Origin of the sequence: Fontibacillus panacisegetis (assembly GCF_900102215.1) — a bacterium.
Lineage (GTDB): Bacteria > Bacillota > Bacilli > Paenibacillales > Paenibacillaceae > Fontibacillus > Fontibacillus panacisegetis.
The window spans coordinates 12,947-38,344 of the sequence record NZ_FNBG01000013.1 but is presented as its reverse complement, the minus strand read 5'-3'; the positions used below and the strand labels follow the sequence as shown (position 1 = coordinate 38,344).

At 42.8% G+C, this 25,398-nt stretch carries 23 protein-coding genes and 1 pseudogene; 18 read left to right on the top strand and 6 right to left on the bottom strand.

Annotated elements, in window-relative coordinates:
• Window positions 1-17: 17 nt before the first annotated feature.
• From BLS49_RS12385 to BLS49_RS12375, 3 genes are all read left to right on the top strand, one after another.
• On the top strand, window positions 18-746 hold the full coding sequence (locus tag BLS49_RS12385) for a DUF6081 family protein (protein WP_091230565.1): 729 nt from the start codon (window positions 18-20) through the stop codon (window positions 744-746).
• A gap of 98 nt (window positions 747-844) precedes the next feature.
• On the top strand, window positions 845-1,045 hold the full coding sequence (locus BLS49_RS12380) for a hypothetical protein (RefSeq protein ID WP_091230562.1): 201 nt from the start codon (window positions 845-847) through the stop codon (window positions 1,043-1,045).
• A 101-nt stretch (window positions 1,046-1,146) separates the two neighbouring features.
• A complete protein-coding gene (locus tag BLS49_RS12375; RefSeq protein WP_091230559.1) occupies window positions 1,147-2,028 on the top strand; it encodes a PhzF family phenazine biosynthesis protein in 882 nt (293 codons plus the stop codon).
• Between the two features lie 60 nt (window positions 2,029-2,088).
• Here the strand turns inward: BLS49_RS12375 and BLS49_RS12370 are convergent, their stop codons facing one another.
• Window positions 2,089-2,217 (bottom strand): DUF4023 domain-containing protein, encoded by a 129-nt coding sequence (locus tag BLS49_RS12370; protein ID WP_091230555.1) that lies wholly within the window; start codon window positions 2,215-2,217, stop codon window positions 2,089-2,091.
• Between the two features lie 310 nt (window positions 2,218-2,527).
• Between BLS49_RS12370 and BLS49_RS12365 the strand changes: the two genes are divergently transcribed.
• The 10 genes and pseudogenes from BLS49_RS12365 (at window position 2,528) to cydC (ending at window position 14,513) form a co-directional block, all read left to right on the top strand.
• Window positions 2,528-3,481: an ABC transporter permease gene (locus tag BLS49_RS12365; RefSeq protein ID WP_091230552.1), complete on the top strand. Its 954-nt coding sequence runs from the start codon at window positions 2,528-2,530 to the stop codon at window positions 3,479-3,481.
• Complete coding sequence (locus BLS49_RS12360; RefSeq protein ID WP_091230548.1) at window positions 3,471-4,421, top strand: iron chelate uptake ABC transporter family permease subunit; 951 nt, start codon at window positions 3,471-3,473, stop codon at window positions 4,419-4,421. The genes BLS49_RS12365 and BLS49_RS12360 overlap by 11 nt, the downstream gene beginning before the upstream one ends.
• Window positions 4,415-5,173, top strand: a complete 759-nt coding sequence (locus BLS49_RS12355) for an iron ABC transporter ATP-binding protein (RefSeq protein WP_091230545.1) — start codon at window positions 4,415-4,417, stop codon at window positions 5,171-5,173. The genes BLS49_RS12360 and BLS49_RS12355 overlap by 7 nt, the downstream gene beginning before the upstream one ends.
• 9 nt (window positions 5,174-5,182) lie before the next feature.
• Window positions 5,183-6,202 carry a siderophore ABC transporter substrate-binding protein gene (locus tag BLS49_RS12350; protein ID WP_175471398.1) on the top strand — a complete coding sequence of 340 codons (1,020 nt, stop codon included), beginning with the start codon at window positions 5,183-5,185 and terminating at the stop codon, window positions 6,200-6,202.
• A gap of 458 nt (window positions 6,203-6,660) precedes the next feature.
• Window positions 6,661-7,693, top strand: a pseudogene (locus tag BLS49_RS12345) (catalase).
• A 255-nt stretch (window positions 7,694-7,948) separates the two neighbouring features.
• On the top strand, window positions 7,949-8,407 hold the full coding sequence (locus tag BLS49_RS12340; protein ID WP_281243739.1) for a nitrous oxide-stimulated promoter family protein: 459 nt from the start codon (window positions 7,949-7,951) through the stop codon (window positions 8,405-8,407).
• Window positions 8,408-8,625: 218 nt separating this feature from the next.
• Window positions 8,626-10,026: a cytochrome ubiquinol oxidase subunit I gene (locus BLS49_RS12335; protein WP_091230540.1), complete on the top strand. Its 1,401-nt coding sequence runs from the start codon at window positions 8,626-8,628 to the stop codon at window positions 10,024-10,026.
• Entirely contained in the window at window positions 10,016-11,029 is a 1,014-nt protein-coding gene (gene cydB / locus BLS49_RS12330) for a cytochrome d ubiquinol oxidase subunit II (protein ID WP_091230537.1), read from the top strand. The genes BLS49_RS12335 and cydB overlap by 11 nt, the downstream gene beginning before the upstream one ends.
• Entirely contained in the window at window positions 11,029-12,765 is a 1,737-nt protein-coding gene (gene cydD / locus BLS49_RS12325; protein ID WP_091230536.1) for a thiol reductant ABC exporter subunit CydD, read from the top strand. Before cydB ends, cydD begins: the two co-directional genes overlap by 1 nt.
• Window positions 12,762-14,513 carry a thiol reductant ABC exporter subunit CydC gene (gene cydC, locus BLS49_RS12320; protein ID WP_091230534.1) on the top strand — a complete coding sequence of 584 codons (1,752 nt, stop codon included), beginning with the start codon at window positions 12,762-12,764 and terminating at the stop codon, window positions 14,511-14,513. Before cydD ends, cydC begins: the two co-directional genes overlap by 4 nt.
• 141 nt (window positions 14,514-14,654) lie before the next feature.
• Here the strand turns inward: cydC and BLS49_RS12315 are convergent, their stop codons facing one another.
• Window positions 14,655-15,317, bottom strand: a complete 663-nt coding sequence (locus tag BLS49_RS12315; RefSeq protein WP_245742371.1) for an RNA-dependent RNA polymerase family protein — start codon at window positions 15,315-15,317, stop codon at window positions 14,655-14,657.
• A gap of 276 nt (window positions 15,318-15,593) precedes the next feature.
• On the bottom strand, window positions 15,594-15,908 hold the full coding sequence (locus BLS49_RS12310; RefSeq protein ID WP_091230532.1) for a helix-turn-helix domain-containing protein: 315 nt from the start codon (window positions 15,906-15,908) through the stop codon (window positions 15,594-15,596).
• 845 nt (window positions 15,909-16,753) lie between these two features.
• On the opposite strand from BLS49_RS12310, the gene BLS49_RS12305 reads away from it, so the two are divergent.
• The 5 genes from BLS49_RS12305 (at window position 16,754) to BLS49_RS12285 (ending at window position 20,818) form a co-directional block, all read left to right on the top strand.
• A complete protein-coding gene (locus tag BLS49_RS12305) occupies window positions 16,754-16,933 on the top strand; it encodes a ribbon-helix-helix protein, CopG family (protein ID WP_091230530.1) in 180 nt (59 codons plus the stop codon).
• 141 nt (window positions 16,934-17,074) lie between these two features.
• On the top strand, window positions 17,075-17,383 hold the full coding sequence (locus BLS49_RS12300) for a DUF6809 family protein (protein ID WP_091230529.1): 309 nt from the start codon (window positions 17,075-17,077) through the stop codon (window positions 17,381-17,383).
• A gap of 650 nt (window positions 17,384-18,033) precedes the next feature.
• Window positions 18,034-18,939, top strand: coding sequence for a glutamate biosynthesis transcriptional regulator GltC (gene gltC, locus BLS49_RS12295; protein WP_091230526.1), 906 nt, complete (start codon window positions 18,034-18,036; stop codon window positions 18,937-18,939).
• A 222-nt stretch (window positions 18,940-19,161) separates the two neighbouring features.
• Window positions 19,162-19,596, top strand: a complete 435-nt coding sequence (locus tag BLS49_RS12290) for a DUF1641 domain-containing protein (RefSeq protein WP_091230523.1) — start codon at window positions 19,162-19,164, stop codon at window positions 19,594-19,596.
• Between the two features lie 43 nt (window positions 19,597-19,639).
• Window positions 19,640-20,818: an NAD(P)/FAD-dependent oxidoreductase gene (locus tag BLS49_RS12285; protein ID WP_091230521.1), complete on the top strand. Its 1,179-nt coding sequence runs from the start codon at window positions 19,640-19,642 to the stop codon at window positions 20,816-20,818.
• Window positions 20,819-20,928: 110 nt separating this feature from the next.
• On the opposite strand, the gene BLS49_RS12280 is transcribed toward BLS49_RS12285, so the two are convergent.
• The 3 genes from BLS49_RS12280 to gdhA form a co-directional block, all read right to left on the bottom strand.
• Window positions 20,929-23,106, bottom strand: coding sequence for a M56 family metallopeptidase (locus BLS49_RS12280; protein WP_091230518.1), 2,178 nt, complete (start codon window positions 23,104-23,106; stop codon window positions 20,929-20,931).
• 10 nt (window positions 23,107-23,116) lie between these two features.
• Complete coding sequence (locus tag BLS49_RS12275) at window positions 23,117-23,476, bottom strand: BlaI/MecI/CopY family transcriptional regulator (RefSeq protein WP_091230516.1); 360 nt, start codon at window positions 23,474-23,476, stop codon at window positions 23,117-23,119.
• 216 nt (window positions 23,477-23,692) lie between these two features.
• Window positions 23,693-25,072 carry an NADP-specific glutamate dehydrogenase gene (gene gdhA, locus BLS49_RS12270; protein WP_091230513.1) on the bottom strand — a complete coding sequence of 460 codons (1,380 nt, stop codon included), beginning with the start codon at window positions 25,070-25,072 and terminating at the stop codon, window positions 23,693-23,695.
• Window positions 25,073-25,398: the final 326 nt, after the last annotated feature.

The window sequence follows — 25,398 nt, the reverse complement described above, 5'->3', positions numbered from 1 at the left end:
AAGCGAGACGAGAATAAATGGATAAACAACGAGTATTTGGCGATTTTCATACCATTCTAAATGAAGGACAAGTATGGAAAATGGGCGGGTTCCCATTGCCGGACGGTTCCTTCTGGGAGTACCGTGAACCAGAGGCTGTAGTCATTGTACGCAATGGAATTCTATATGTTCGTGCGCCGCTTAGTCGGCAAAATAATCAAATTCAAATCCTGGATAATGCCAAGCATATGTATTATTCTGTCGAGGAGGTTGAAGTACCGGAATCCGGTGAAATCAGCTTTGAACTGCAAATTCGTGCACGCTCGCAAAATACAGCTCCCGAAGACCTGTACGATGGATATGTGTCGTTGAATCTGCTCGATTTCACTACGGGCGCTGCGCTTGATTTTTTTGCAGGCAACGATAAATATGCCAGCGTATATGCGGTGCTGCCTTTCCCTGGTGTAGCAGTACCAGACAGTGACAAGACGAAGTACTTCTGCGTGTTCAAGGAAGATACAGACTTCAAGGCACGGGAATTCAATGATTATAAAATTACGTACAACCGTGGCGCAGATGAAGTTGTTTTCTATGTAAATGGAATAGAAGTACGCCGTGAAAGCGGAGTTCCGATCAAATTTAATCGTTTTACGATTGCGCTGGGCATTATGACGGAGAAGGACCTTACTCCTGAAGGCAGTGTGTCCGTACATGGACAGACCGTCATTGGAGAATGGTCACCTGTGACAGTAACGATTAAGGAGTAGACGGTAAACTATAAGGAATAAAATTCTCCTCAAAGACCAACGATATCATTGACCCGAAAGAATCCATGAAGGTCAATCGTCTTCAGGAGGTGCTCGAGATGGGTAACAATCGTGAAGAACAGGAACATTCCCAAAATGGTGGAGGCTGCGGCTGTGGGAGCAATGGCCAACCCAATGGCTCAGGCGGCAGTAGAGGAGAAGGCCGTTCAGGTCGTCTCAGCATGGTGAAGAACCACAAAACCGGAGGAATGGACGTTCCTAATGAATTCATCTCCGGTACGGACAAGTACCGTGGGTAACGGAGTAATGTACTGAAGAAGAAGAGACTGTCCCATGAGTAGATAGTTCTACTTTTTGGGGCAGTTTTTCCTTAAAGGAAATGATGGGGAGGAAGATACTGATGGATAAAATGAATTATTTTATTGTCGATGTTTTTTCGGAGGGGAAGTATACAGGCAACCCACTGGCTGTTTTTAAAAATGCAGGGGAGCTCACCGATCAACAAATGCAGCAAATAGCCAAGGAAATTAATTATTCAGAGACTACCTTTATCATGTCAAATGCTCCGGTCAATGGGGGTTATGATGTTCGTATTTTTACGCCTAATGAAGAAATTCCTTTTGCGGGCCATCCTACGTTAGGAACTGCCTATATCATTAAGAACGAAATACTAGAGGAAGCTGCCGATGAACTTATTTTAAATTATAAAGGCGGTCCCATTTCGGTCTCATTTTCTGATCAGGAAGAAATACTGTGGATGAAGCAGCATGAGCCTGTCTTTGGTCGTATTTTAGATAAAAGTATAGTTTCTGAGGTTTTAAGTATTGATCCAGAAAATATAGATGATAGATTTCCGATTCAAGAGGTTTCTACCGGACTTCCGGTCATTATTGTTCCTCTAAATTCATTGGAAGCAGCCAAAAGAGTCAAGATAAACAGTGATAAATATTATGAACTGATCGCAGGTATTGATGCGAAGGCTGTTCTTGTATTTTCAACGGGTACATATCATGCCGCCCATGATTTAAATGTGCGGGATTTTGCAGAATATTATGGAATTCCAGAGGATGCCGCGACAGGGAGTTCAAATGGCTGCTTGGCCGTTTACTTAGTGAAATATGAGTATTTTGGAGCAAATGAGATCGATATAACAGTGGAGCAAGGATATGAAATCAAGAGACCCTCGTTACTCTATTTAAAGGCGGAAGCCCATTCAAAAGGCATTCATGTTCGGGTTGGGGGCCAAGTCGTAAAAGTGGCACAGGGTGAATGGCTTCTGTAAAAAAGAATGAGTATGGGGCTGAAAGGGGCCTCATACTCATTTTATTTCTTGTCCTTGGTTCTATTTTTGCGTACTGCGCGGCTTACTTGGCAGCTGGCCTGCAGGATTTCCTTTACCATGCTTTTTGTTTTTGAGATCCTTGGCCTGCTTGTCATGGATTTTTTCCACAAATTCATGTGTATCTTCCATTGCTGAGTCCTCCCTTATTTAAGAACTGATGCTATATAACGCTTACTATGCCTTCTTTGATAAGGTTTCATCCCTGGAAAGGCTTCATAACAGAAAGCACTCTCGATGTAATTTATTTCTTGTGATCCATTAAATCCCAGTATTCGGGTATTAAAATTAAGTTCTTTTGTGAACAGGTTGACAATCTAAAATTAAAGAAGATATAATTTGATTCAATTGATAATGAATATCATTATTAATCGTCTGTCCTGCCGGCAGCGAAAAAACTTTAAATTTCTCTTGGCCAGAGGAATGAAAGTAAGGACGAGAAATGAAAAAGAGATACTTAATTACATCACTCATCATACTATCCCTGTTATCTCTGTTTATTGGTGTGAAGGACATATCACCACTTGATCTGTTTCGCCTGACGGGAGAACAGTGGGAGTTTATAAGAATTAGCCGTATTCCCAGGCTAATCAGCATTATTATTGCCGGAGTCAGCATGAGCATAGTCGGCTTGATTATGCAGCAGCTCACCCGGAATAAATTCGTGTCCCCGACAACGGCGGGTACGATGGATTCCGCTACTTTTGGCATTATGGTGGCCTTGTTGTTATTCTCTGCAGCAGGACCGCTTACGAAGATGTCAGTAGCCTTCGTATTTGCACTGACCGGGACGCTTATCTTTATGAAAATACTGGATAAAGTCAAATATAAGGACACAATCTTTATTCCACTTGTAGGATTAATGTTTGGTGGAATCGTCAATTCAGTAACTACTTTTTTTGCTTATAAATACAACTTGATTCAAAGTATGTCTGCATGGACATTTGGGGATTTCTCCATGATCATGCAAGGGCGTTATGAGCTGCTCTATATTAGCGTGCCGCTTGTTGTATTAGCTTACGTCTATGCCAACAAGTTTACGGTAGCCGGAATGGGAGAAGAATTCTCGGTCAATCTAGGGCTGAACTACAAGCAAGTTGTGAATGTTGGACTTGTTCTCGTAGCGCTTGTAACCTCTGTTGTCCTACTTACCGTAGGTTCGATTCCTTTTTTGGGACTCATTATTCCTAACCTAGTTACGATTTTTCAAGGTGACAACTTGAAGAAGAACCTTTCGAGCACCGCATTGTTAGGGGCGGTCTTCGTTCTAGCTTGTGACATTCTGGGAAGGGTCATTATTTATCCGTATGAAATATCTATCGGTCTGACCGTTGGCGTCATAGGAAGTGGTGTATTCCTGTATTTGCTGTTAAGGAGAAAGACATATGAGCAATAGAGCAAAAATAGGTATCCTTGTCGGCATAGCTGCTCTGCTGGTGATTGTCTTTATGACGATTGATGCGGGGGGACAATGGGATTACATACTGCCAAGGCGAGGCAAAAAGCTGTTTGCGATATTGTTAACCGGTACGGCAATTGCTTTTTCTACGGTAGTATTCCAGACAATAACGAATAACCGGATTTTGACGCCAAGCATTATCGGTTTGGATTCTCTGTACATGCTGATTCAGACGGTGATCGTCTTTTTAATCGGTGGTACGAGTCTAACGATGATGAGCAAAAACCTGCGTTTTGTGATGGCTGTTGGGCTTATGGTGCTGTTTGCAATTCTGCTGTATCGAATGTTGTTTCGACGGGAAGGGCGCAACATCTATCATCTGCTGTTGATCGGGCTTATCTTTGGAACATTTTTCTCCAGCCTGTCGTCATTCCTCCAAAAGCTGATTGATCCAAACGAATTTCTGGTCATTCAGGATAAAATGTTCGCAAGCTTCAACAACGTGAATTCGGATATATTGCTTCTGGCGACAGTGGGAGTTCTGCTGTCAACACTATACTTCGCCAAGTATGCCAAATATTTGGATGTCCTCGCGTTGGGCCGGGACCATGCCGTTAATCTGGGGGTCAGCTATGAATTTGTTGTCAAAAGAATGCTGATCGTCGTTGCCGTGTTGATTTCGATCTCGACAGCATTAGTTGGACCAATCACTTTTCTAGGCTTGCTCGTCGCTAATGTCGCGTATCAGTTCTTGAACACTTATCGCCATAAAACGTTGATCCTAGGCGCTTCCTTGATCAGCTTTATCGCTCTTACCGGAGGTCAGCTGATCGTAGAAAGAGTATTTACCTTTTCCACTTCGCTTAGCGTGATCATCAACTTTATCGGTGGAGTGTACTTCATCTATCTACTGCTAAAGGAGAATAAATCGTGGTAAAGGTAAGAGGAGTATCTAAACAATACGGCGGAAAAAAGGTCATCGACAACGTATCCTTAGACATCGCAAAAGGGAAAATCACTTCATTTATCGGGCCAAACGGAGCCGGAAAAAGTACCTTGATGTCCATGATAAGCCGATTGATCACTAAGGACAGTGGCGAAATTCTGATCGAGGATCAGGAAATTGGAAAATGGAAGAACAGTGAATTAGCCAAGAAAATTTCCATTTTGAAGCAATCTAATCATATTAATATCAAGCTGACGGTCAAGGATCTTGTGAGCTTCGGACGGTTTCCCTATTCTCAGGGCAGATTGACCAAGGAAGATCATAAGCATATTGACGAAGCTATCGCATATATGGATCTTGCATCCATGCAGCATAAATATTTGGATGAGCTTAGTGGCGGTCAGAAGCAGCGTGCATTTATCGCGATGGTCATTGCTCAGAACACGGAATATGTGCTTCTGGACGAGCCGCTGAACAATCTGGATATGAAGCATTCGGTGCAGATTATGAAGGTGCTGCGCAGACTTACAGATGAGCTTGGCAAGACAGTCGTTCTGGTTATCCATGACATCAATTTTGCTTCATGTTATTCCGATTACATCGTCGCTCTTAAAAACGGGGTCGTGATGAAGGAAGGAACCGTGGAGGAAATTATGGAATCCGGAGTGCTTCGGGAAGTTTATGATATGGACATTCCAATCGAAGAAATTGGCGGTAATCGAATTGCAGTCTATTTTAATTAAAATAACTCTATGAGGTGGATTCAGGTGAATAAAAAAATCTCCATGTTGTTCATGGCTATCATTTTTATAGTAGTACTCTCCGCGTGTGGGGCAAATAAAGAAGCTAATAATGGCGCAGCTAACACTAGCAATAATGCTGCTACATCTTCAAATACTGCGGAACCGGCAGCACCTGCTGAAGAGGAAGAACTAACGATAACGCATAAGCTGGGAGAAGCAAAATTGAAGAAAAATCCTGGCAACGTAGTTGTATTTGACTATGGTGTGCTGGAAACACTCGATAAGCTGGGAGTAGAAGTAGCAGCAGTACCGCAAGATAGTCTTCCAGGTCATTTGAGCAAATACAAGGATTCTAAATATACGAATGCAGGCACATTGTTTGAGCCGGATTTTGAAAAGCTTAACGCATTGAATCCAGGAGTTATCTTCATCTCCGGACGTTCTTCAGAAGCGTACGAGGAATTGAACAAAATTGCACCAACGATCTTCATGGGTGTAGATACAGCGAACTACATGAGTTCATTTACCGAAAACGTAACAACTCTTGGTAAAATCTTTGGCAAAGAAGCTGAAGCAGAAAAAGAACTGGCTGCTATTAACGATTCCATCAAAGCTGTAAATGAGCAAGCAACTGCAAGCGGCAAAAAAGGTCTGGTTATTCTGACAACTGGCGGCAAGGTTAGCGCTTATGGCCCAGGCTCCCGTTTTGGTCTGCTGCATGATGTGTTCGGAGTCGCTCCAGTTGATGAGAATATCGAAGCATCTACTCACGGACAAAGCGTGTCCTTCGAATATGTAGCTGAGAAAAACCCTGACTACCTGTTCGTTGTAGACCGTGACGCTGTTGTAACAGAAGGCGAAAAGGCGGAGCCAGCCTCCAAGCTTGTTGAGAACGATTTGGTTAAGAAGACAAATGCCTATAAAGATGGCAAAATTATTTACCTTGATCCTAACTACTGGTACCTTGCAGGCGGCGGACTCTTGTCCATGCCAGAGATGTTGAAAGAAGTGCAAGAAGGAATTAAATAAATGACGAGCCGTCTCTCAGTGATTTGTACTGAGGGGCGGCCTTTTTTTAGTGGAAAAGCAGAAAGGTTGCAAAAGTGCAGGAATTTTCGCGGTAAATGGCTGACTTGAGCCCAATGCCTGCATAAGTGCAGGTATTTGCTCTGTATTGACGTAAACACTAACGAATGGGTACAAAAAGGATGTATTTTTGCAAGAATTATGACGTGTATGTTGACCTAGTTGGAGAAAAACTGCATTTCCGCAGCAATTTCTGCAATTACGTAGATGAATTTTCATCTTCCGCAGGCATGATCGACATCTTTGCTTCATAAGAACGGCTTTGGCCCCCCTCAATAAATCGTTCATGTATTCTTCACTTTGGATCATCATTTTTCACGATTACCTCATCTAACCTTCATGCAAAAAGGCATAAAAGCATGATAAACAACCGGAAGGAATGATATATAGTGAATCATTGGATGACGACGAATCAGGGTGCTTCGGTAGGTGATAATCAAAACTCGAGAACGGCTGGTCGGAGAGGTCCGACAGTGCTGGAGGATTACCATCTGCTGGAGAAGCTCGCTCATTTTGACCGTGAACGTATTTCAGAGCGAGTTGTACATGCCCTTGGTGCAGGAGCGCATGGTGTATTCGTAACTGAGAACAGTATGCGTGAATTCACTAAGGCGAATTTCTTGCAAGAAGCTGGACAGGAAACGCCAGTGTTTGTACGTTTCTCAACGGTTATTCATGGAACGGGATCGCCAGAGACGGCTTGCGATCCGCGCGGCTTTGCTGTGAAATTCTATACCGAGGAAGGCAATTATGATCTTGTAGGCAACCATTTGCCAGTATTTTTTATTCGCGATGCGATCAAGTTCCCGGATATGGTCCATTCCTTAAAGCCGGCTCCTGACACAAACATTCAGGAACCTGCGCGTTACTGGGATTTCATGTCATTATCCACAGAATCCACTCATATGATGACTTGGGTGTTCTCGGATAATGGTACTCCAGCAAACTAACGTTGAACCGCAATCCGGACAATTTCTTTGCGGAGGTAGAGCAGTCTGCATTTTCACCTAGTGCGTTTGTTCTGGGAATCGAGCTGTCAGAGGATAAATTGCTCCAAGGCCGCCTGTTCTCTTATCCAGATACTCAGCGTTATCGTCTTGGAGCCAACTACCTGCAAATTCCGGTTAACTGCCAATATGCTTCGGTACGTAATCATCAGCGTGATGGATTGATGAATGTGAACCAGGACAAATCGGCCGCGAGAAAATGGAGAAAACGGATGATTTCACGCAAGCGGGGGAATTATATCGTAAATTTACTGATGCAGAGAAGAACAACCTGATTTCTAATCTGGTGGACGATTTGAGTCAAACCCCAGAACAGACTCAGCTTCGCGCGATCTGCAATTTCTTCCGTGGGGATGTTGAATACGGCATGAGAGTTGCACAAGGACTTGGCGTTGATATCAGCGGCTTTATCCCGTCTGGCAAATAAGACGAGAACGCTGTTTAATTTATAGATGGTTCTAAAGAAATAAGGCACTCCCTTAGAGGGATAGCACTGGTTGCTGTCGGGGGTGTCTTGTTTTTTTGCGCATATTTGTTTTATGCAACCTGTCATAGCTGATTCTAGCAACCTCAGATAGAGTAGAGATGTAAGGTGTTGAATCCTGAATGAACCGTATTTTTTGGAGAATGGGGGTCGATGATAGAAAGATAACAATGAAACTAAACAGTCGGAGGTCAGACTTTGAACAACTATATACATAGAGGCAGGACTGTTCAGGAGATTGAGAGTAAGAAGGATCACGAGGAAGGGCCGAGAATCACAAGGGAGAAGGAAACGGTCCTGTATATGATTACTATTTTTTGTAAGGGCAAGCATAAGTATTCCGATAAAGAGAAGTTAATTGTAGAGATGTTGGACAACTCCATAAGCTCTAATCACAGTATTGAGGTTGAATTATGCAATGAATGCCTTGAGCTGCAGCAATATGCGAGTAGGCGATTGTCTCTATGTCAGTTCGGTGAAAATAAATCAACCTGCGCCAATTGCGCTGTTCATTGTTATGCGCCATCACAGCGGGAGAGAATCAAAGAGGTTATGCGTTACGCAGGCCCGCGTATGTTATGGAGTCACCCCGTGTTGACGATTCGCCACATGCTGGATGGACGAGGCCAGAAGACCTTGAGGGAACTAGGATCATGAATTCTAGTCTAATAGTTTAACGTCACAATTGTTTCACATTATGAAAGGAAGTTGACGAAATAGCGGTGCATCAACTTTTTTTTAATTTTATGAGTTGGTGTGACAAATGTCATGTGATCATCGTCACAAAATTATTAATATTTTATCGAATCACTCAGTTAATTCTGTGATAGAATTCACATTAGTTAATCAATGACAGAAAGTAGGGGAAGAAAATTATGGATCCGTTATTTCTTGCACGACTGCAGTTTGCGGCCACAACCATTTTCCACTTCTTCTTTGTTCCATTGTCCATCGGACTAGTGCTACACATCGCAATTATGGAGACGATGTATGTAGTCAAGGGCAATGAGAAATACAAGAAGATGGCAAAGTTCTGGGGCAAGCTGTTCCTCATTAACTTCGCAGTAGGTGTTGTTACGGGGATTATTCAGGAATTCCAGTTCGGGATGAACTGGTCGGATTATTCCAGATTCGTTGGTGATGTATTCGGTGCACCACTTGCGGTTGAAGCTCTATTTGCATTCTTTATGGAATCAACATTTATTGGATTGTGGATATTTGGTTGGGATCGGTTATCCAAGCGTGTCCATTTGCTCAGCATATGGTTAGTAGCGCTCGGAACAACAATGTCTGCATTCTGGATTCTGGCGGCTAACTCGTTTATGCAAAGACCTGTTGGCTTTGAGATTAACAATGGACGCGCGGAAATGAATGACTTTTTCGCTCTTATCACTAATGGTCAGCTGCTCGTAGAATTCCCGCATACTGTACTCGGTGCTTTTGCAACTGGAGCATTCTTGATCGCAGGTATTAGTGCATTCAAGCTGCTGCGCCGTAAAGATGTAGAGTTTTTTAAATCTTCATTTAAAGTTAGTATTATCGTTGCGTTGGTTTCTTCTATTGGTGTAGCTCTGTTTGGTCACCAGCAAGCTCAGTATTTGGTAGAGACACAGCCTATGAAAATGGCGGCTACTGAAGGATTATGGGGTGAGAGTGGAGATCCGGCTCCTTGGACGGTGTATGCCCACATTGATCCGGAAACCGGACAGAATACTTTTGAAATTAAAATTCCTTATATGCTCAGCTTCTTGTCGTACAGCCAGTTCTCTGGTGAAGTTAAAGGTATGAACGAATTGCAGGCTGAATATGAACAGACTTATGGTCCTGGCGACTATATTCCACCTGTACGGACTACATTCTGGAGCTTCCGCATAATGGTTGCTGCGGGATCCTTGATGATTTTACTTGCTATGTATGGTGCATATCTTACTTGGCGCAAAAAATTGGAGGTTCCGCACAAATGGTTCTATACCGCTATGCTGTGGGCTATCTCGCTTCCGTTTATTGCGAATACAGCAGGCTGGATTATGACTGAAATTGGTCGTCAGCCGTGGACAGTATTTGGACTAATGAAGACAGAGGATAGTATATCTCCAAGTGTTACTGGTGGACAGGTTCTATTCTCTCTGATATCCTTCTGCACAATCTATTCGATACTTGGAATCGTAATGGTATACTTGTTTGTGAAGGTGATTAAGAAGGGGCCGAACGCGGAGAAAAAATCAGACGATTTGAAGGCTGATCCGTTTGCTAAGGAGGGATACCATGTCTCTTAATGAGCTCTGGTTTATACTTGTTGCGGTTCTGTTTATTGGATTTTTCTTCTTGGAAGGATTTGACTTTGGTGTAGGAATGAGTACTCGTTTTCTTGCTAAGAATGATATGGAACGTCGAGTGTTAATTAATTCGATTGGTCCTTTCTGGGATGCTAATGAGGTGTGGCTGTTAACGGCAGGTGGCGCCATGTTCGCGGCTTTCCCGAACTGGTATGCGACAATGTTCAGCGGATATTACACTCCTCTGGTTGTGTTATTGCTTGCTCTAATTGCACGCGGGGTTGCATTTGAATTCCGTGGCAAGGTGGGGAACGAGAAATGGAAGGGTGCTTGGGATATTGCGATTTTCCTGGGCAGCTTGCTTCCTCCTTTTCTGCTCGGTGTCGTTTTCTCCGGCTTGATCAAAGGGCTGCCAATAGACGGCGATATGGAAATGAAAGCTGGACTATTCGATATGGTTAACCTCTATACGTTGGTTGGTGGGGTTACTGTAGTGATGTTATGTCTTGTACATGGATTGATGTTTACATCTCTTAGAACGACAGGTGATTTACGACAACGGGCTCGCAAATTAGCTAAAAAGCTGCTAATTCCACTTGCTGTTCTGTTCGTTCTCTTTGCAGTGTTAACTGTGATTGAGACAGATGTATTTGAGGTTCGTGGCATTATTCTTAGTATTGTAGCTGTAATTGGTGTCGTGGTCTTCTTAGCGGCTGGTTATTTTATGACGAAGCAAAGAGATGGCTGGGCATTTGGTATGACAGGAACACTTATTTTCTTATCGATTGCTTCCGTATTTATTGGGTTGTTCCCACGTGTTATGGTCAGCTCGATAAGTGATGCATTCTCGTTGACGGTTGATAATGCGGCCTCTGGGCACTATTCGCTCAAGGTTATGACCATCGTCGCGTTGACATTGCTCCCATTTGTTTTGGGATATCAAATTTGGAGCTACTTCATTTTCCATAAAAGGGTTAGTGAGAAGGAGCATTTGGAATACTAATGGGTCGCGGATTAATGAAATACAAAGGAATAAAGCCGGTACTGGTGGTCATTGCCGGCTTGACCCTTATTCAGAGCATTGCCATCATATTGCAGGCAAAATGGCTGGCGGAGGTTATCTCCGCTCTGTTTGCCGGCGCCAAGCTGCAGGAACAAGCCGGCGGGGTCGGTTTGTTCCTGCTTGCTTTTATCGTGCGTCAGGTGTGCGGACTATTTGAACAGAAGGCAGCTTATCGTTTTGCTGAGCAGACGGGCCAGAGCTTGCGCAAAGAGGTGCTTAGCAAGCTGTTTGAGCTGGGTCCTCGGTTCGCTGGACAGGAAGGCACAGGTAACCTGGTTACCACTGTGCTTGAAGGCGTAGCCAAATTCCGTAATTATTTGGAGCTGTTCCTGCCTCGTATGCTCGCAACTGGTATTACACCAATTCTTATTTTAGCTTATGTATATACACTGGATACGACATCTGCGGTTATTTTGACTGTAACAATGCCTATTCTGATTGTCTTTATGATTCTGATCGGCTTAACTGCCAAAAAGCAGACAGAACGTCAATGGAAAACTTATCGTGTATTGTCTAATCATTTTGTAGATTCGCTTCGTGGCCTTGAAACACTAAAGTTTCTTGGACGCAGTAAAAAGCATGGTGATTCGATCGAACGGGTGAGTGATTCCTATCGCTCGGCAACGATGCGTACGCTTCGCGTTGCTTTCTTGTCCTCGTTTGCACTTGATTTCTTTACTATGCTGTCGGTAGCTTCCGTAGCGGTCAGCCTTGGCTTGCCGTTAATTGATGGGAAAATGACGCTGTTAACGGCGTTGACGATATTGATATTGGCTCCTGAATATTTTCTGCCTGTACGGATGGTTGGCGCAGATTATCATGCTACATTGGATGGAAAAGAAGCGGGTCAAGCTATGGAGGATATTATCCAGGCTGCGGAGAAGGAAGCTGCACTTGCTGCCACTGTGCCAGAAGACGCAGTTCTTGCTTGGACACCCAACAGTCATCTCTGCTTACAAGGTGTAGGGATTACCTATGAGGAAGAGGGACGTCCTTCGCTTCAGGATGTAAATGTCACCTTTAGTGGATTAGGTAAAATCGGGATAATTGGTGAGAGTGGGGCAGGAAAATCAACCTTGATAGACATTTTAGGCGGGTTTCTCCGTCCGACACGAGGAAGCTTTGAGCTCAATGGGTCTACACTTGGAGATCTTGGCGCCTCCGGCTGGCGTGAGCAGATTACGTATATCCCGCAAAAGCCGTACATTTTCAGCAGCTCTTTGAAGGATAACATTCGCTTCAACACACCGGATGCAACGAAGAGTGAGGTTGAGCAAGCTGCCGCTGCTGCAGGTCTGGATTCTTTGATTAAGGATCTGCCTAATGGCCTGGATGAGCCTATTGGGGGCGGTGGCCGCCCGTTAAGTGGCGGGCAAGAGCAGCGTGTTGCACTGGCGAGAGCATTGCTGAGTGATCGTCCGATCATTCTGCTGGATGAGCCTACTGCTCATCTTGATATTGAAACGGAGTATGAATTGAAAGAAACGATGCTCCCGTTGTTTGAAGGTAAGCTTGTGCTTCTGGCTACTCATCGTCTGCACTGGATGAGGAATATGGATCATATCATCGTCATGGATCAAGGATGTGTCGCAGAGATAGGTACTCATGATGAGCTGATGGCGAAAAAGGGAGTTTACTATCAATTAGTAGAGTCCCAAAGGGAGGGGATACAATGAGACAGGATCGTTGGATAGGCCCGTATATGAGAATGTATAGCGGCCGCTTTGCGCTCTATCTGATTCTGGGCGTGTTGACTCTGCTTGCAGCCTCGATGCTCATGTTTACTTCTGGATTCCTGATTTCCAAATCAGCGACTCAGCCATACAATATCCTTCTAGTGTATGTGCCAATTGTGGGAGTACGCGCGTTCGGTATTGGCCGGGCTGTTATTCACTATGTGGAGCGGCTGGTAGGGCACGATACGGTATTACGAATTCTATCGAAAATGCGGGTTCGCTTATACAAGATATTGGAGCCGCAAGCATTATTTATTCGTTCGCGATTCCGGACGGGTGATATTTTGGGTGCTCTGGCTGATGATATTGAGCAGCTTCAGAACGTATATATTCGCACGGTATTTCCAAGTCTGATAGCATTGATTTTATATGCAGCAGCCGTTATTGGTATCGGCATGTTTGATGTAACCTTTGCGCTGTTGATTGCCCTGTATATTTTCATTCTTGTTGCGGTGCTTCCTTATATATCATTGAAGCTAACCCAGAAGATGAATATTGATATTAAAAGAGAGCGGAACGGGTTATATCAAAAGCTGACTGATGCCGTGATGGGGATTGGCGATTGGGTCATCAGCGGAAGAACAGGTGACTTCCTGAGCAAATATGAACAGGATGAAGTAAAGGTTATGACCATTGATCGACAACTTCGGGCGTGGAGCAGATGGAGAAGCCTGATAGGTCAGCTTGTCATGGGGCTTGCTGTTGTTTCCATGATCTATTGGTCTGCAGGACAAGTGGCAACCGGAGATTTGAATCCGGTCATGATTGCAGCATTTGTGCTCGTTGTGTTTCCCTTGACCGATGCATTCCTGCCAGTATCCGAAGCGGTTCAACGAATTCCTGAGTATCGGGAATCGCTAAACCGATTGAATAGAATTTCCGGTGAGGATCATGCTGATGAAGAGATGCATGTTCCTGCAGATGTAGCGAATGTAGATATAGCTGCTGCTTCGAGGAAAGCTCATTTTCAGCTTCAACAGGTTTCCTATGCATATGGAGCAAATGATGCGAATTCTGTTGATGATGTATCATTGGACGTTCCCCAAGGAAAACGTGTGGCGATCATTGGACGCAGCGGAGCAGGTAAATCGACGTTGCTTAAGCTGATCATGGGGGCGATCGAGCCTACGCAAGGGACTGTTACGATCAATGGTATTCCATCATCTCATTTCGGAGATGATATGCCGAAGATCATTTCTGTCTTGAATCAGAGCCCGCATCTGTTCGATACGACGGTATCGAACAATATTATGCTGGGGCGTCCTGACGCTTCGAATGAGGATATATTTAAGGCGGCTGAGCAGGCACAGATTGGCGAATTGATCGCAAGTCTGCCCAATGGTCTGGATACCCCGATGAGGGAGACGGGACAGCGTTTTTCTGGGGGAGAACGTCAGCGTGTGGCGTTGGCACGCGTACTGCTGCAGGATACGCCGGTGTTAATTCTGGATGAGCCGACAGTTGGTCTTGATCCGCGAACCGAGCGCGAGCTGTTGTCGACGATATTCCATACCACTCTAGGGAAAACACTGATATGGGTAACTCACCATCTGGTTGGCGCGGAATGGATGGATGAGATCATTTTCATGGAGCACGGCAAAATCATTATGCGGGGAACACATGCTGAGCTGATTGAGGCTGAGCCTAGATATCGTAATTTATATAAGCTGGATCGTCCAAGTGAGTAATTTGGGTATGGAAAGGGGCTGTGTCTCATTCGTAGAGAAAATCTACGGTGAGAACAGCCCGGTGATTTGTTTTTGCGAGTATGCTATTAAGCGGAATTAATTGATTAGAGGGGACGAATTCCTTAGATCCCTTTTTTTAAATCATCTGTAATCCTGCTTCCAAACGCTTCGATTCCAGTTGTTATGTATATCATAATTGTTGACTAAGTCTGCAATGCTATTGTCAACCAAACGATTTATTTCGGGGAAGATTTTTGAATTGACATTCTTTGCTGCTTGTATTCTTCCTTTAAGTGTCTGTAACTCTTTTCTTAGAGAATCACCTTGGAGCTTCAAGTCTAGCTGTTTCATTGCTCCATCATAAATCTTTTTTCGCTGATTATTGGCTACTAATAATTTATGATTGTTCGACACCACAACACCAGTAATGAGTTTGTGGCTACTTCTCGGAAAGTATTTCACCTTGCTGTATTTTGGTTTATGTCCGTATCTTCTTAGAATCTTATCTATATCATTGCTTAGTTGACTGGGATTGAAGGAACTATTACTTGAAAAAGTCATATCGTCGACGTACAACGTGAAAATACATCCATATCTTTGAGTGGCAAGAGTATGTATATCCTCAAACATTGCATGGTAAGCATAGTAGGCGATTATCTGACTCGTTGGACAACCTGTTGGAATTTTTTTTTCTAATGTTACTATGTCAGTAAGTAGAGCAGAGACATCACTGGACATGTGCATGGTATTTTGAAAAAAACGATACACATACTCTCTTGAACAATTATCATAAAATTTGCGAATATCAACTGTTAAGAAGTATTTTGAATTCTGGTGTAGTTTTGCATTGTCAATGTAACTCTTTCCACAAAAGCAAATAAATTCAGAATGCGTTTCTGAATTCTCTTTAAGGCATTATTGGGAGCTGTTATAAGTCGTTTATCTCCATCTTTCTTGTCACGATTAAATGAATAGTATCGAATTAGTTCATGAATTCTACTCAGTTCTTTATTTGTTATGCGAAGAATTTCGGTAAGTCTTCGTTTGTTTCTGCATTTATATAAAGCGCATTGATTAATATTATACCTTTTTTTCCTCACTAAGTTCATCCTTGTCTTTTGACATGAAGTTAATCAATCGAAGCATCATATTTTTTATAAACTCCTGGCTCCTGTCATTCTTGGATGCTTCTTCGAAATTCTCAGATAGTAAAATCAATGAAGATAGTTTAATGCCCAATACCTTTGAATAGTTTTGAAGAAGATCCAATGAGGGCTGTTTTTTATTGTTTTCAATTTCCGACAAATAACTATTGGAAATACCTAATAAGGAACTCATCTCAGATGCTTTATACCCGTAGATTGCGCGTGTCCTTTTTAGTACATCACCTATCATTAAAACCATCCTTTCTTGCCCTAAAAAGAGAAAATAGGTAGGTTCCCTTGTTCATCACCAGTCATTTTCTAAAAATCTCACGAACTGTGCTCCAGATTTTCGCAATAATTAAGATAAGTTCCAAGGACTTAAATAAAACCTTGAAGATAGTACGCCTTATCCGAGCACGCTTTCTTTTGTTGCGAGATTTTCTTGAAATTTTAGTGCTTTGAGGGTTGTCCTACATGGACAGTGTCTTTTTCTGCATTGGCAGTCTCCTTCTGGAACTAAGAGAGTATAGTTGCTTAGTTCCCTCCCTAGAAGAAGATGGTGCATACAGGACACCTACCTAAATTCATTTCGCACCGCGCGCAGCTCCCAGCGCGCGGTGCTTCGCTGCATGACGGCGGTCGGTCGAACCACATGCGGCCTTAGAAAGTAGAATATCTATATGATATTCCTCAAGTGTATGACTACACTTCAATGTTGGGGAGACGACCTGTCGATACTATGAATCTATCAACTTATCACTGCATTTATAAGATAACGTATCAACATATAAAAAATATATTTGAATTGCTAATTTGCTTACTACCGCTTAGTTTCAAACAAAAACGCAAGTAAATGCTCGTACGCTAACTTCACGCTGTACACTTCATTTTTTAAAAAGGTGAGGTGTTAGGGGCATGCCCCTAACAAGCGAATTTGGATATCCAAATTCAGTGCTTGCTGCAACACAAGACAGCGGCCTTGTGTTGCAAAATACCTAACCTGCCGAGAAAAAAACGCAAAGGGCAGAATGATTACGTTGACTTTTTGTCCTGACAATAATATATTATTGTCAGGACAAAAAGAGAGGTGAAGCGATGTCCTCTAAAAAGGTGGGGCGTCCTCCATCTGACAAGCCCAAAAGCAAAACGATTGAGATACGTGTCGATGAGGAAATTATGAGCAAGCTTGATGCTTCTGCTGAAAAGCTGAATACGTCACGTTCTGCAATTGTCCGCAAAGGGATTGAAAAGGTGTATGACGAGCTCCAAAAATAAAGAAGGAAGCAGCGTGAGTCCCGCGAAGAACACCGCTACTTCCTATCCCGCAACCGCTTCAATAAGCAGACTGCATAAATATCCTACCATGTGCAGGAATCTCATTCAAGCGATGCGATGATAATTAATGGGAGGATGAACATGAAAACAATTTTGGAAGCCCTGTACCGCGGGCAGATACATCCCGTTGAGACCATTGTACCGTCTCAGCCGGAATATCGCTCCGTAAGCCGACAAGTGGCAGCACAGACGGAGCAATGGCGTGAACGACTAGGGGAAGAAACGTTTCGTGAGCTTGAGGAGTATTTTGACCTGTGTGATAGCGTAGATAGTATGCATGTGGAAGCTGCTTTCTTGCATGGTTTCAGGCTGGGAGCCAATCTGCTTATCGAGGTGATGAGTAATCGGGAGGAGTTTGTTCCGAATGCAGCTTCGGGCATGTCATTATGACGATCATAGCGACATATTAACGGTTGTAGATTCGGATAGGGTAATCTATCGCTATAATTGCTATGAAATTGAAAACTCGCTTGATATGCATTCAGCGGCGCGTTCCCGTCTCAGATAGCTGAAAGAGAATGAGCCATATGCATTTGCTGAGCCTGTTCTTCGGCGCGACTTGAAGCAATTCGCTAAAGAATACAGCAGAGAGTATTTAAAGCAGCAAAACGAATTGGTGGAACAGCTTACTGTACATTTTCAAGACAAGGCATATGCTCAGGCGATTGCCAGAAAAATGAAGATGTATGGTGATTAAGTGATATTTTGACTAAGGGAAGCGAATGCAGAGATAGCTTTCAGTCCATCTAATCGAAAGATGGGTAATGCTGAATGCAAGATGTTGCCAATCGCTTCGCTTTCCTTTTTTGTCTGGTAAATTTTGCAATCAACACGGGACGACTGTCTCGTGTTGTTGCAAGCACTGAATTTGGTAATATATCGAATTGATATGGAAAGGAAGAAATCCTTTCGTTCTCTTCTGTTTACTTATATAATGGGATTTAATATTTAACCAGACATGTAAGAATGCAATGAATGGTGCGGATATGCTGAATAGCTGATTTAGTAACTGTGGAGTAACTGGAATCGGAGGTGACGAGTTGGAGCTGAGGCAAATCCAATATTTTATAGAGGTAGCAAAGCTGGAGCATGTGACTGAAGCATCTTATGCACTGCATGTATCCCAATCCGCAGTCAGTAGACAAATTTTTAAGCTGGAATCGGAATTAGGTGTGGATTTGTTCATTCATGAAGGACGGAAAGTAAAGCTGACGCCGATCGGACGGCTGTTTTTGTCACATATGGAGCACCTAATGAAGGTGATTGATAATGCACAGCAGGAGATTAGTGAATTTCTTGATCCGGAACGAGGTACGGTTCGTATTGGTTTTCCAAGCAGCCTGGCAGCTCAGATGATTCCAACGGTGGTATCCGGATTTCGAGAGAAGTATCCGCTAGTACATTTTCAATTACAGCATGGTTCTTATAAGGAGCTTGTAGAGTGGGTCGTCAAGGGTGATATGAATCTGGCAATTATGGGTCCGGTTCCTCATGAAGCCCAGATTAAGAGCGAGGTGCTGTTCGAGGAGAATTTTGTAGCACTGCTGCCGGCAGGTCATCCACTAGCTAATCAAACCTCAGTTAAATTAAGTGATTTAAAGGATGATTCCTTCGTATTGTTCCCTGAGGGATTTGTACTTAGAGATATGGTCGTGAAGGCTTGCTCCAACCTGGGCTTCCAGCCAAAAGTCACATTTGAGGGCGATGACCTTGATGCAATTAAGGGTCTCGTATCGTCTGGACTTGGTTTGACGGTGTTGCCAGAAATAGCGCTAAGTGAGCATATTGCATCAACAATCGTAACGCTACCGGTCGTTGAACCAAGAGTAACACGGGATGTTGGCGTCATTATTCCGGCTAATCGGGAGCTTCCTCCTACGGAAAAGCTATTCTATGATTTTTTAAAGGAAATTTCCCCTATGTTTGGTCTTCAAAAAAACGAATGATTAAGTACTTTGTTGGGCAAGATATGCGAAATCGCACAATTTATAGTCATTAAGTTAAATACTTAATGACTATTTTTATGTAAAATATGATACAATGTTCTACGGGTTGTTTAGCAGTGAATTGTACCATTTTTCACTAACTTGAGAGTTTTTATTAGGGATGGGGCTCCCCTTTAATCCCCAAATCATTAAGCAATTGGCTTATTGTAAAGGAGAATCGGTATGTCAGAAGTGACCACAGAAACTAAGTCTGAACAGGAAGTAACATCAAGCCAGGCACAACGCGATGTTCTTGATCAGCTGCAAAATCCGGAGGTTCAAGAATCCTTGAATGCTCTGATTCAACAGCTGCCTAAGTTAACAGAAATCGTAGGTGCATTGACGAAATCTTATGATTTTGCAAAATCCGTTGCTACGGACGAAGTCTTGAAGAACGATACCGTTGGAGCAATTACAGAAATAGCTGGACCAGTAGTAGGCAAAGTTAAAGACCTTGCTGCTACTGTCATTGAAGCTAAAGATCGTGCTGAAGCCAGTCATGAGGTTATCGGCGTTTTTGGCTTGATGAAAATGTTGAAGGATCCTGAGGCACAGAAGATTTTCCGTTTCATGAACGCATATCTTCAAGTTGCCGGAGAAAAGAAGAACCAAAACTAAGGTGTTATTTTCATAACGTAAGAACGGAGGACGGAGATTAATTATGTCTAAACATATTGTTATCTTGGGTGCCGGATACGGTGGAGTTCTAAGCGCATTGAATGTACGTAAATATTTGAACAAGGATCAAGCGCGGGTTACCGTTATTAACCAATACCCTACACATCAAATTATTACTGAGCTACATCGTCTTGCTGCTGGCAGCATCAAGGAACGTGCCATTGCATTGCCGCTCGATAAACTGTTCAAGGGGAAAGGTATCGATCTTCGCATTGCCAAGGTTGAAAATTTCTCGGTAGATAAAAAAGAAGTGAAACTGTCTGATGGAACTACATTGTCTTATGATACACTTGTTGTAGGCTTGGGCAGCATCACAGCTTACTTCGGAATTCCAGGGCTTGAACAATACAGTATGGTATTGAAATCAGCAGAAGATGCTAACAAAATTCACAAGCACATTGAAGATCGTATTGCAAAATATGCGAAAACAAAAGATGAAGCTGACGCAACGATCCTGATTGGTGGCGGCGGCTTGACTGGCGTTGAGCTGGTTGGTGAGATTGTTGACCAATTGCCTGCTCTCACTAAGAAATATGCAGTAGATCCAAAAGAAATCAAGCTGCTCCTAGTTGAAGCTGGTCCTAAAATTCTTCCAGTATTGCCTGATCATCTTATTGAACGTGCAACTGCAAGCCTGGAAGCGCGTGGCGTTAAGTTCCTTACAGGTCTTCCTGTAACAAACGTAGAAGGCAACGTTATCGATCTGAAAGACGGATCAAAAATTGTAGCTAATACATTCGTTTGGACTGGTGGCGTACAAGGTAATCCGCTTGTTGGCGAATCAGGTCTTGAAGTGAACCGTGGACGTGCTACAGTAAATGAATTCTTGCAATCGACATCTCACAATGATGTATTTGTTGTAGGTGATAGTGCTGTATCATTTGGCCCTGATGGTCGTCCTTATGCTCCAACTGCACAAAATGCTTGGCAAATGGGTGAACTGGTAGGTTATAACCTATATGCGTACTTGAACGACAAGCATCTTGAAGCGTTCTCCCCAATCAACTCGGGTACACTTGCAAGCTTGGGTCGTAAAGATGCAGTAGCAACCGTTGGCGGCAACAATACTCCACTTCGCGGCTTGCCAGCAACATTGATGAAGGAAGCAAGTAACATCCGTTACCTGACCCACATCAAGGCATTGGACGCTTTGACTTATTAATAGTTAATTGAATTGATGATAACAAATTGTGTGTGACCGTGAGGAAAGCCATCCCTGAAGATCTTGAGAGATCAGATCAATGAGATGGCTTTTTGTTATGAAGAAAGTAGTCACTGCTTTTGGAATATCTCTAAATTTCTCTCGTCCTGAACTAGATAATTTAAATTTTCCACACGAATTTGTATTAGGCTGTTACTATATTGTTTTGTTAAACGGTCAATTTCTGCCTCTAATTCAGGCCGTCCATTCACGAGATCATCGTCCATTGTACGATCAAAAAATGTTTGTATTCCGTTTATTACTCCGGACAAATTACGATCGCGTTCTTTTAGCGTTAATTGGTCAGGCTTCTTTATAGAGTAGGTAAGTTCATAATCAGCAGTTGCAGCAAACTCGATTAATGAATTTCCGCCTATATCTCTTTCCTTAATCTTGTGTGCATAGCAGCGCAAATAAGGGTTCGAAATTTCACCAGTGAACTGCTTTTGGTGTTCAGCACGGTTTTCACTATTTGATGCTGCTAATGTAATCGTAATAAATGCAAGCTCCTCGTTACTTAATGGGGGGTAGCTTTCAGACAACAGGTCCTCACCAACCCGTTCAAAGGCTAAAGAATATCGTTCTTCATCGTTGTTGTAAGCCAACCACATCTGCTTTGCAAAAGCCTCAACCGACATGTTCGCCCAGTTGTCCGTTTGTAGAGAAAGAAGCAGATTATAATCATCCTTTGAAGCCATGCTGTTAGCAGGTTTAATTTCTGGAAGATTAATTTTAGCTGATGGGTCGGGCTCTCTATAATTGTAATCCACTTTTAGTAACAAGGAGCTGCTGTTGAATTGCTTCGATAACCTTGTTATTTCTTGTTGTATTCTAATTTGCATGGTTGCTTTATCCTGCAGTGCTGCATCACTTTCTCCATCAATAAATCGTTGCAGACCATTAACCATCCCCTTAATGGCTTGTTCATGTTCACCAACGGTAAGCTGATCTTTATCTACGATTCTGCGGGTGATTTCATACTCCAAGGTTGCATTTTTGCTTTGAGCATAATACGGAAAATGCTGCTGCTCCCAGTTCTCGGCTATGATGGGATTCAAGGTGTTGAACAAAAAGGAAGCCATTTCATTGGTATAACGTATTTTTTGAAGCTCCGTATCCTGCAGCATTCGTTCTAATAACGCAAGGGTATCCGGGTTATCAATTATTTTCCACGCCCGGTTTCTAAATTCAGCTACAGATAATTTTTCATAACCGTCCATACGAAGAGCCAGAAGCTTATCATAATCTTCATTTGTAAAAGATGTAGCGGGCAAAGCAGTTAGCGAAGTGCTTTTCTCTGCTGCTGTGGTGGCAAGCGTTATTGCAACACCCGTCGTCAAAATAGCGGCCATGATGATCGCAGCGATTGAGGTTTTTTTTATTTTCATAATGGCAGTAATTCTTTCTTCAATGGCATTTTTGCTAAAGCTATTGCATAACGGCGTAAACCTGCTTTTCTTTTCTTCCATGCTGATCAGTGTATGAGCATAGGAGGACTTCATTTGTTCTCCAAAAGTCCGAACCACTGTTTCATCACAAGACAGCTCAATATCTCGATTAAACAAGATATACATCAACCAGACCAAAGGGTTATACCAATGGATACAAAGTGCTGCGGTTAATAGTAGTTTAGTAATGGCATCAAAACGCCGGATATGTATGTATTCATGGGCAAATACAAATTGTAACTGTTGCTCATCGTCCCAATCTGTTGTTTTGGGCATGAGGATGACGGGGCGAAAAATACCGTAAGTTAGTGGAGCTGAAATTGTGCTGAGTTGTCGAATTTGGATGGGGCGAACAATTTTATGTTTGAAAAGAAATGAGTTCGTAAAATTATGTTCAACAGGTATTGAGGTTTTAAACTCTCTACGGCATCTGAAATAAGCAATGGTGAAATAAAGAGAGCAGAGAGTGAAACCGACAAACCAGCCTATTTCCAGTGGAGAGAAGCTTGGGGCAGAAGCGGTTGTCGCGGCAGGAAATTCTAATGCAGGTACAATGGTTGAGGTTGGAATTATATTGGTTAATGATGTTTTCACTTCTTCGTTTTTGGCGTACACGGTATTAAATAACGAATATACACTAAATTGTGACGGAAAAGAAAAAGGAATGAAAAGTCGGCATAGGACGATGCCCCATAATATCAAAAAAGTTTTTTTGGGTAGTTTGTTGATGGCCAATGCTCGGATCATTATCACAGCTACAATCATAATTGAAGCTGAAAAACTCATTTGCCATAGGTTCATTGATTTCACCTCATTCCAAATTATCTACAATTTTTTTGAGCTTCTCAATTTGATCTGTGGACAAGTTTTTTCTTCCAAGTAAGTTAGCGAACAATTTGTCGGCAGAGCCATCAAACACTTTGTTAATGAGCTCAGTTGTCTCTTGTTCCTGTACCTGTTCTTTGGGTATAAGGGCATGGCATATAAAATTAGGTTCTCTTCGTTCAATAGCACCCTTTGCTATGCATCTCTTGATAATGGTGTAAGTAGTATTCATGTTCCAACCAATTTGTTGTTTCATTACATCAGAAATATACTTTGCAGTGGTATCACCTTCATTCCACAGCACATCCATAACCTTTAGCTCAGAATCGAATAGCTTAATACCCATAGGAGGATTTCCTTTCGCACTACTATAGTAGTTTGTATATTTCACACACTACCACAGTCGTGTGGAAAAGTCAACACTACTTCAGTAGTGTGATTTGTTTCTGCGGTGTCCATACTAATATAAGCATTCGCTCTACAAAAAAGCTGCCCTTCAGGTAATATACCTTGATGGGCAGCCTCTTAACTTAAGCTTCAATTATGTTTTGTTTATTATTGATTAAACAACACCGTGAGCAACCATAGTGTCAGCAACTTTCAGGAAGCCAGCGATGTTGGAACCAACTACAAGGTTACCGGCATGACCGTATTCTGCAGCAGCGTTCACAGAGTTGTTGTAGATGTTTTTCATGATCGTTTGCAATTTAGCATCAACTTCTTCGAAGGTCCATGCCAGTCTTGCGCTGTTTTGTGCCATTTCCAGTGCGGATACAGCAACGCCACCAGCGTTAGCTGCTTTTGCAGGTCCGAAGTATACGTTGTTGCTCAGGTATACGTCGATTGCTTCCAAAGTGGAAGGCATGTTAGCACCTTCAGCAACGAATTTCACACCGTTCGCAACGAGTTTCTTAGCGGAAGCTTCGTTGATTTCGTTTTGCGTTGCGCAAGGAAGAGCGATATCGCAAGGAATGCTCCAGATGTTCTCGCAGCCTTCGAAATATTCAGCAGTTGGATGCTCAGTTACGTACTCTTTGATCCGCTTTCTTTCTACTTCTTTCAGACGTTTTACAGTAGCGAGGTTGATACCGTTTTTGTCATATACATAACCGTTGGAATCGCTGCATGCTACAATTTTAGCGCCGAGCTCTTGTGCTTTTTCGATCGCATAGATCGATACGTTACCAGATCCGGATACAACAACGGTTTTACCATTAAAGCTTTCACCTTTTGTTTTGAGCATTTCAGCAGTGAAGTATACTAGACCGTATCCAGTAGCTTCAGTACGAGTCAAGCTGCCGCCGTAAGTAAGTCCTTTGCCTGTCAGAACGCCTGCTTCGTTACCGCCGCGAAGACGTTTATATTGACCAAACATGTAGCCGATTTCTCGTGCGCCTACACCGATGTCACCAGCAGGTACGTCTGTGTCAGGACCGATATATTTGGACAATTCAGTCATGAAGCTTTGTGTAAATTTCATCACTTCGTTGTCGGATTTACCTTTAGGGTCGAAGTCGGAGCCGCCTTTACCGCCGCCGATGGGTTGGCCAGTCAAGGAGTTTTTGAAGATTTGCTCGAAACCAAGGAATTTGATGATACTTGCGTTAACGGATGGATGGAAACGAAGTCCACCTTTGTAAGGTCCGATTGCGCTGTTGAATTGAACGCGGAAACCACGGTTTACTTGTACTTTTCCTTGATCATCAACCCAAGGTACACGGAAAGTGATCAATCTTTCTGGCTCTACGATTCTTTCAAGAATAGCGTTGTTACGGTATTTAGGGTTCTTCGCAAATACTGGAGTGAGGGAGTCCAGTATTTCTTTAACAGCTTGATGAAATTCGCTTTCACCTGGATTGCGTTTCTTAACTGTTTCGTATACCTCGTTTACGTACTGCTGTGCTTCTTGGAGCTCAGGGCTAGTTTGTTGTGTAATGGCCATGGTTTCTCACCTTTCTTTTTCTAATATTGTTTGTTCTATTTTTCACGACTTTCCTAACCCCTATTGTAATATCTATGTAAGATATAAACAAAACTTTATTTAGATGAACTTGATGACATTTTGAGATGAACTTAACAGCTGGTGTCAGATTATTCAGGGGTAAAATGACTCCAAGCATATAAATAAGGGGCTGACCAAAAGTAGGTTTAGTGTCAAAACTAGAAATAGCGGTGCAAGGAAGACGATCCCTGCACCGCTTGATCCTGCCGCATTCTATGACCGTATCTCATGTGTAATAGTGTCATGATGCGGAATTCCTGAAATTG

Excerpts from the sequence above, each read along its gene's own strand:
- BLS49_RS12385 (WP_091230565.1), top strand. The coding sequence starts at position 18 with ATGGATAAACAACGAGTATTTGGCGATTTTCATACCATTCTAAATGAA.
- BLS49_RS12380 (WP_091230562.1), top strand. The coding sequence starts at position 845 with ATGGGTAACAATCGTGAAGAACAGGAACATTCCCAAAATGGTGGAGGC.
- BLS49_RS12375 (WP_091230559.1), top strand. The coding sequence starts at position 1,147 with ATGGATAAAATGAATTATTTTATTGTCGATGTTTTTTCGGAGGGGAAG.
- BLS49_RS12370 (WP_091230555.1), bottom strand. The coding sequence starts at position 2,217 with ATGGAAGATACACATGAATTTGTGGAAAAAATCCATGACAAGCAGGCC.
- BLS49_RS12365 (WP_091230552.1), top strand. The coding sequence starts at position 2,528 with ATGAAAAAGAGATACTTAATTACATCACTCATCATACTATCCCTGTTA.
- BLS49_RS12360 (WP_091230548.1), top strand. The coding sequence starts at position 3,471 with ATGAGCAATAGAGCAAAAATAGGTATCCTTGTCGGCATAGCTGCTCTG.
- BLS49_RS12350 (WP_175471398.1), top strand. The coding sequence starts at position 5,183 with ATGAGGTGGATTCAGGTGAATAAAAAAATCTCCATGTTGTTCATGGCT.
- BLS49_RS12335 (WP_091230540.1), top strand. The coding sequence starts at position 8,626 with ATGGATCCGTTATTTCTTGCACGACTGCAGTTTGCGGCCACAACCATT.
- cydB (WP_091230537.1), top strand. The coding sequence starts at position 10,016 with ATGTCTCTTAATGAGCTCTGGTTTATACTTGTTGCGGTTCTGTTTATT.
- cydD (WP_091230536.1), top strand. The coding sequence starts at position 11,029 with ATGGGTCGCGGATTAATGAAATACAAAGGAATAAAGCCGGTACTGGTG.
- cydC (WP_091230534.1), top strand. The coding sequence starts at position 12,762 with ATGAGACAGGATCGTTGGATAGGCCCGTATATGAGAATGTATAGCGGC.
- BLS49_RS12310 (WP_091230532.1), bottom strand. The coding sequence starts at position 15,908 with ATGATAGGTGATGTACTAAAAAGGACACGCGCAATCTACGGGTATAAA.
- BLS49_RS12305 (WP_091230530.1), top strand. The coding sequence starts at position 16,754 with ATGTCCTCTAAAAAGGTGGGGCGTCCTCCATCTGACAAGCCCAAAAGC.
- BLS49_RS12300 (WP_091230529.1), top strand. The coding sequence starts at position 17,075 with ATGAAAACAATTTTGGAAGCCCTGTACCGCGGGCAGATACATCCCGTT.
- BLS49_RS12290 (WP_091230523.1), top strand. The coding sequence starts at position 19,162 with ATGTCAGAAGTGACCACAGAAACTAAGTCTGAACAGGAAGTAACATCA.
- BLS49_RS12285 (WP_091230521.1), top strand. The coding sequence starts at position 19,640 with ATGTCTAAACATATTGTTATCTTGGGTGCCGGATACGGTGGAGTTCTA.
- BLS49_RS12280 (WP_091230518.1), bottom strand. The coding sequence starts at position 23,106 with ATGAACCTATGGCAAATGAGTTTTTCAGCTTCAATTATGATTGTAGCT.
- BLS49_RS12275 (WP_091230516.1), bottom strand. The coding sequence starts at position 23,476 with ATGGGTATTAAGCTATTCGATTCTGAGCTAAAGGTTATGGATGTGCTG.
- gdhA (WP_091230513.1), bottom strand. The coding sequence starts at position 25,072 with ATGGCCATTACACAACAAACTAGCCCTGAGCTCCAAGAAGCACAGCAG.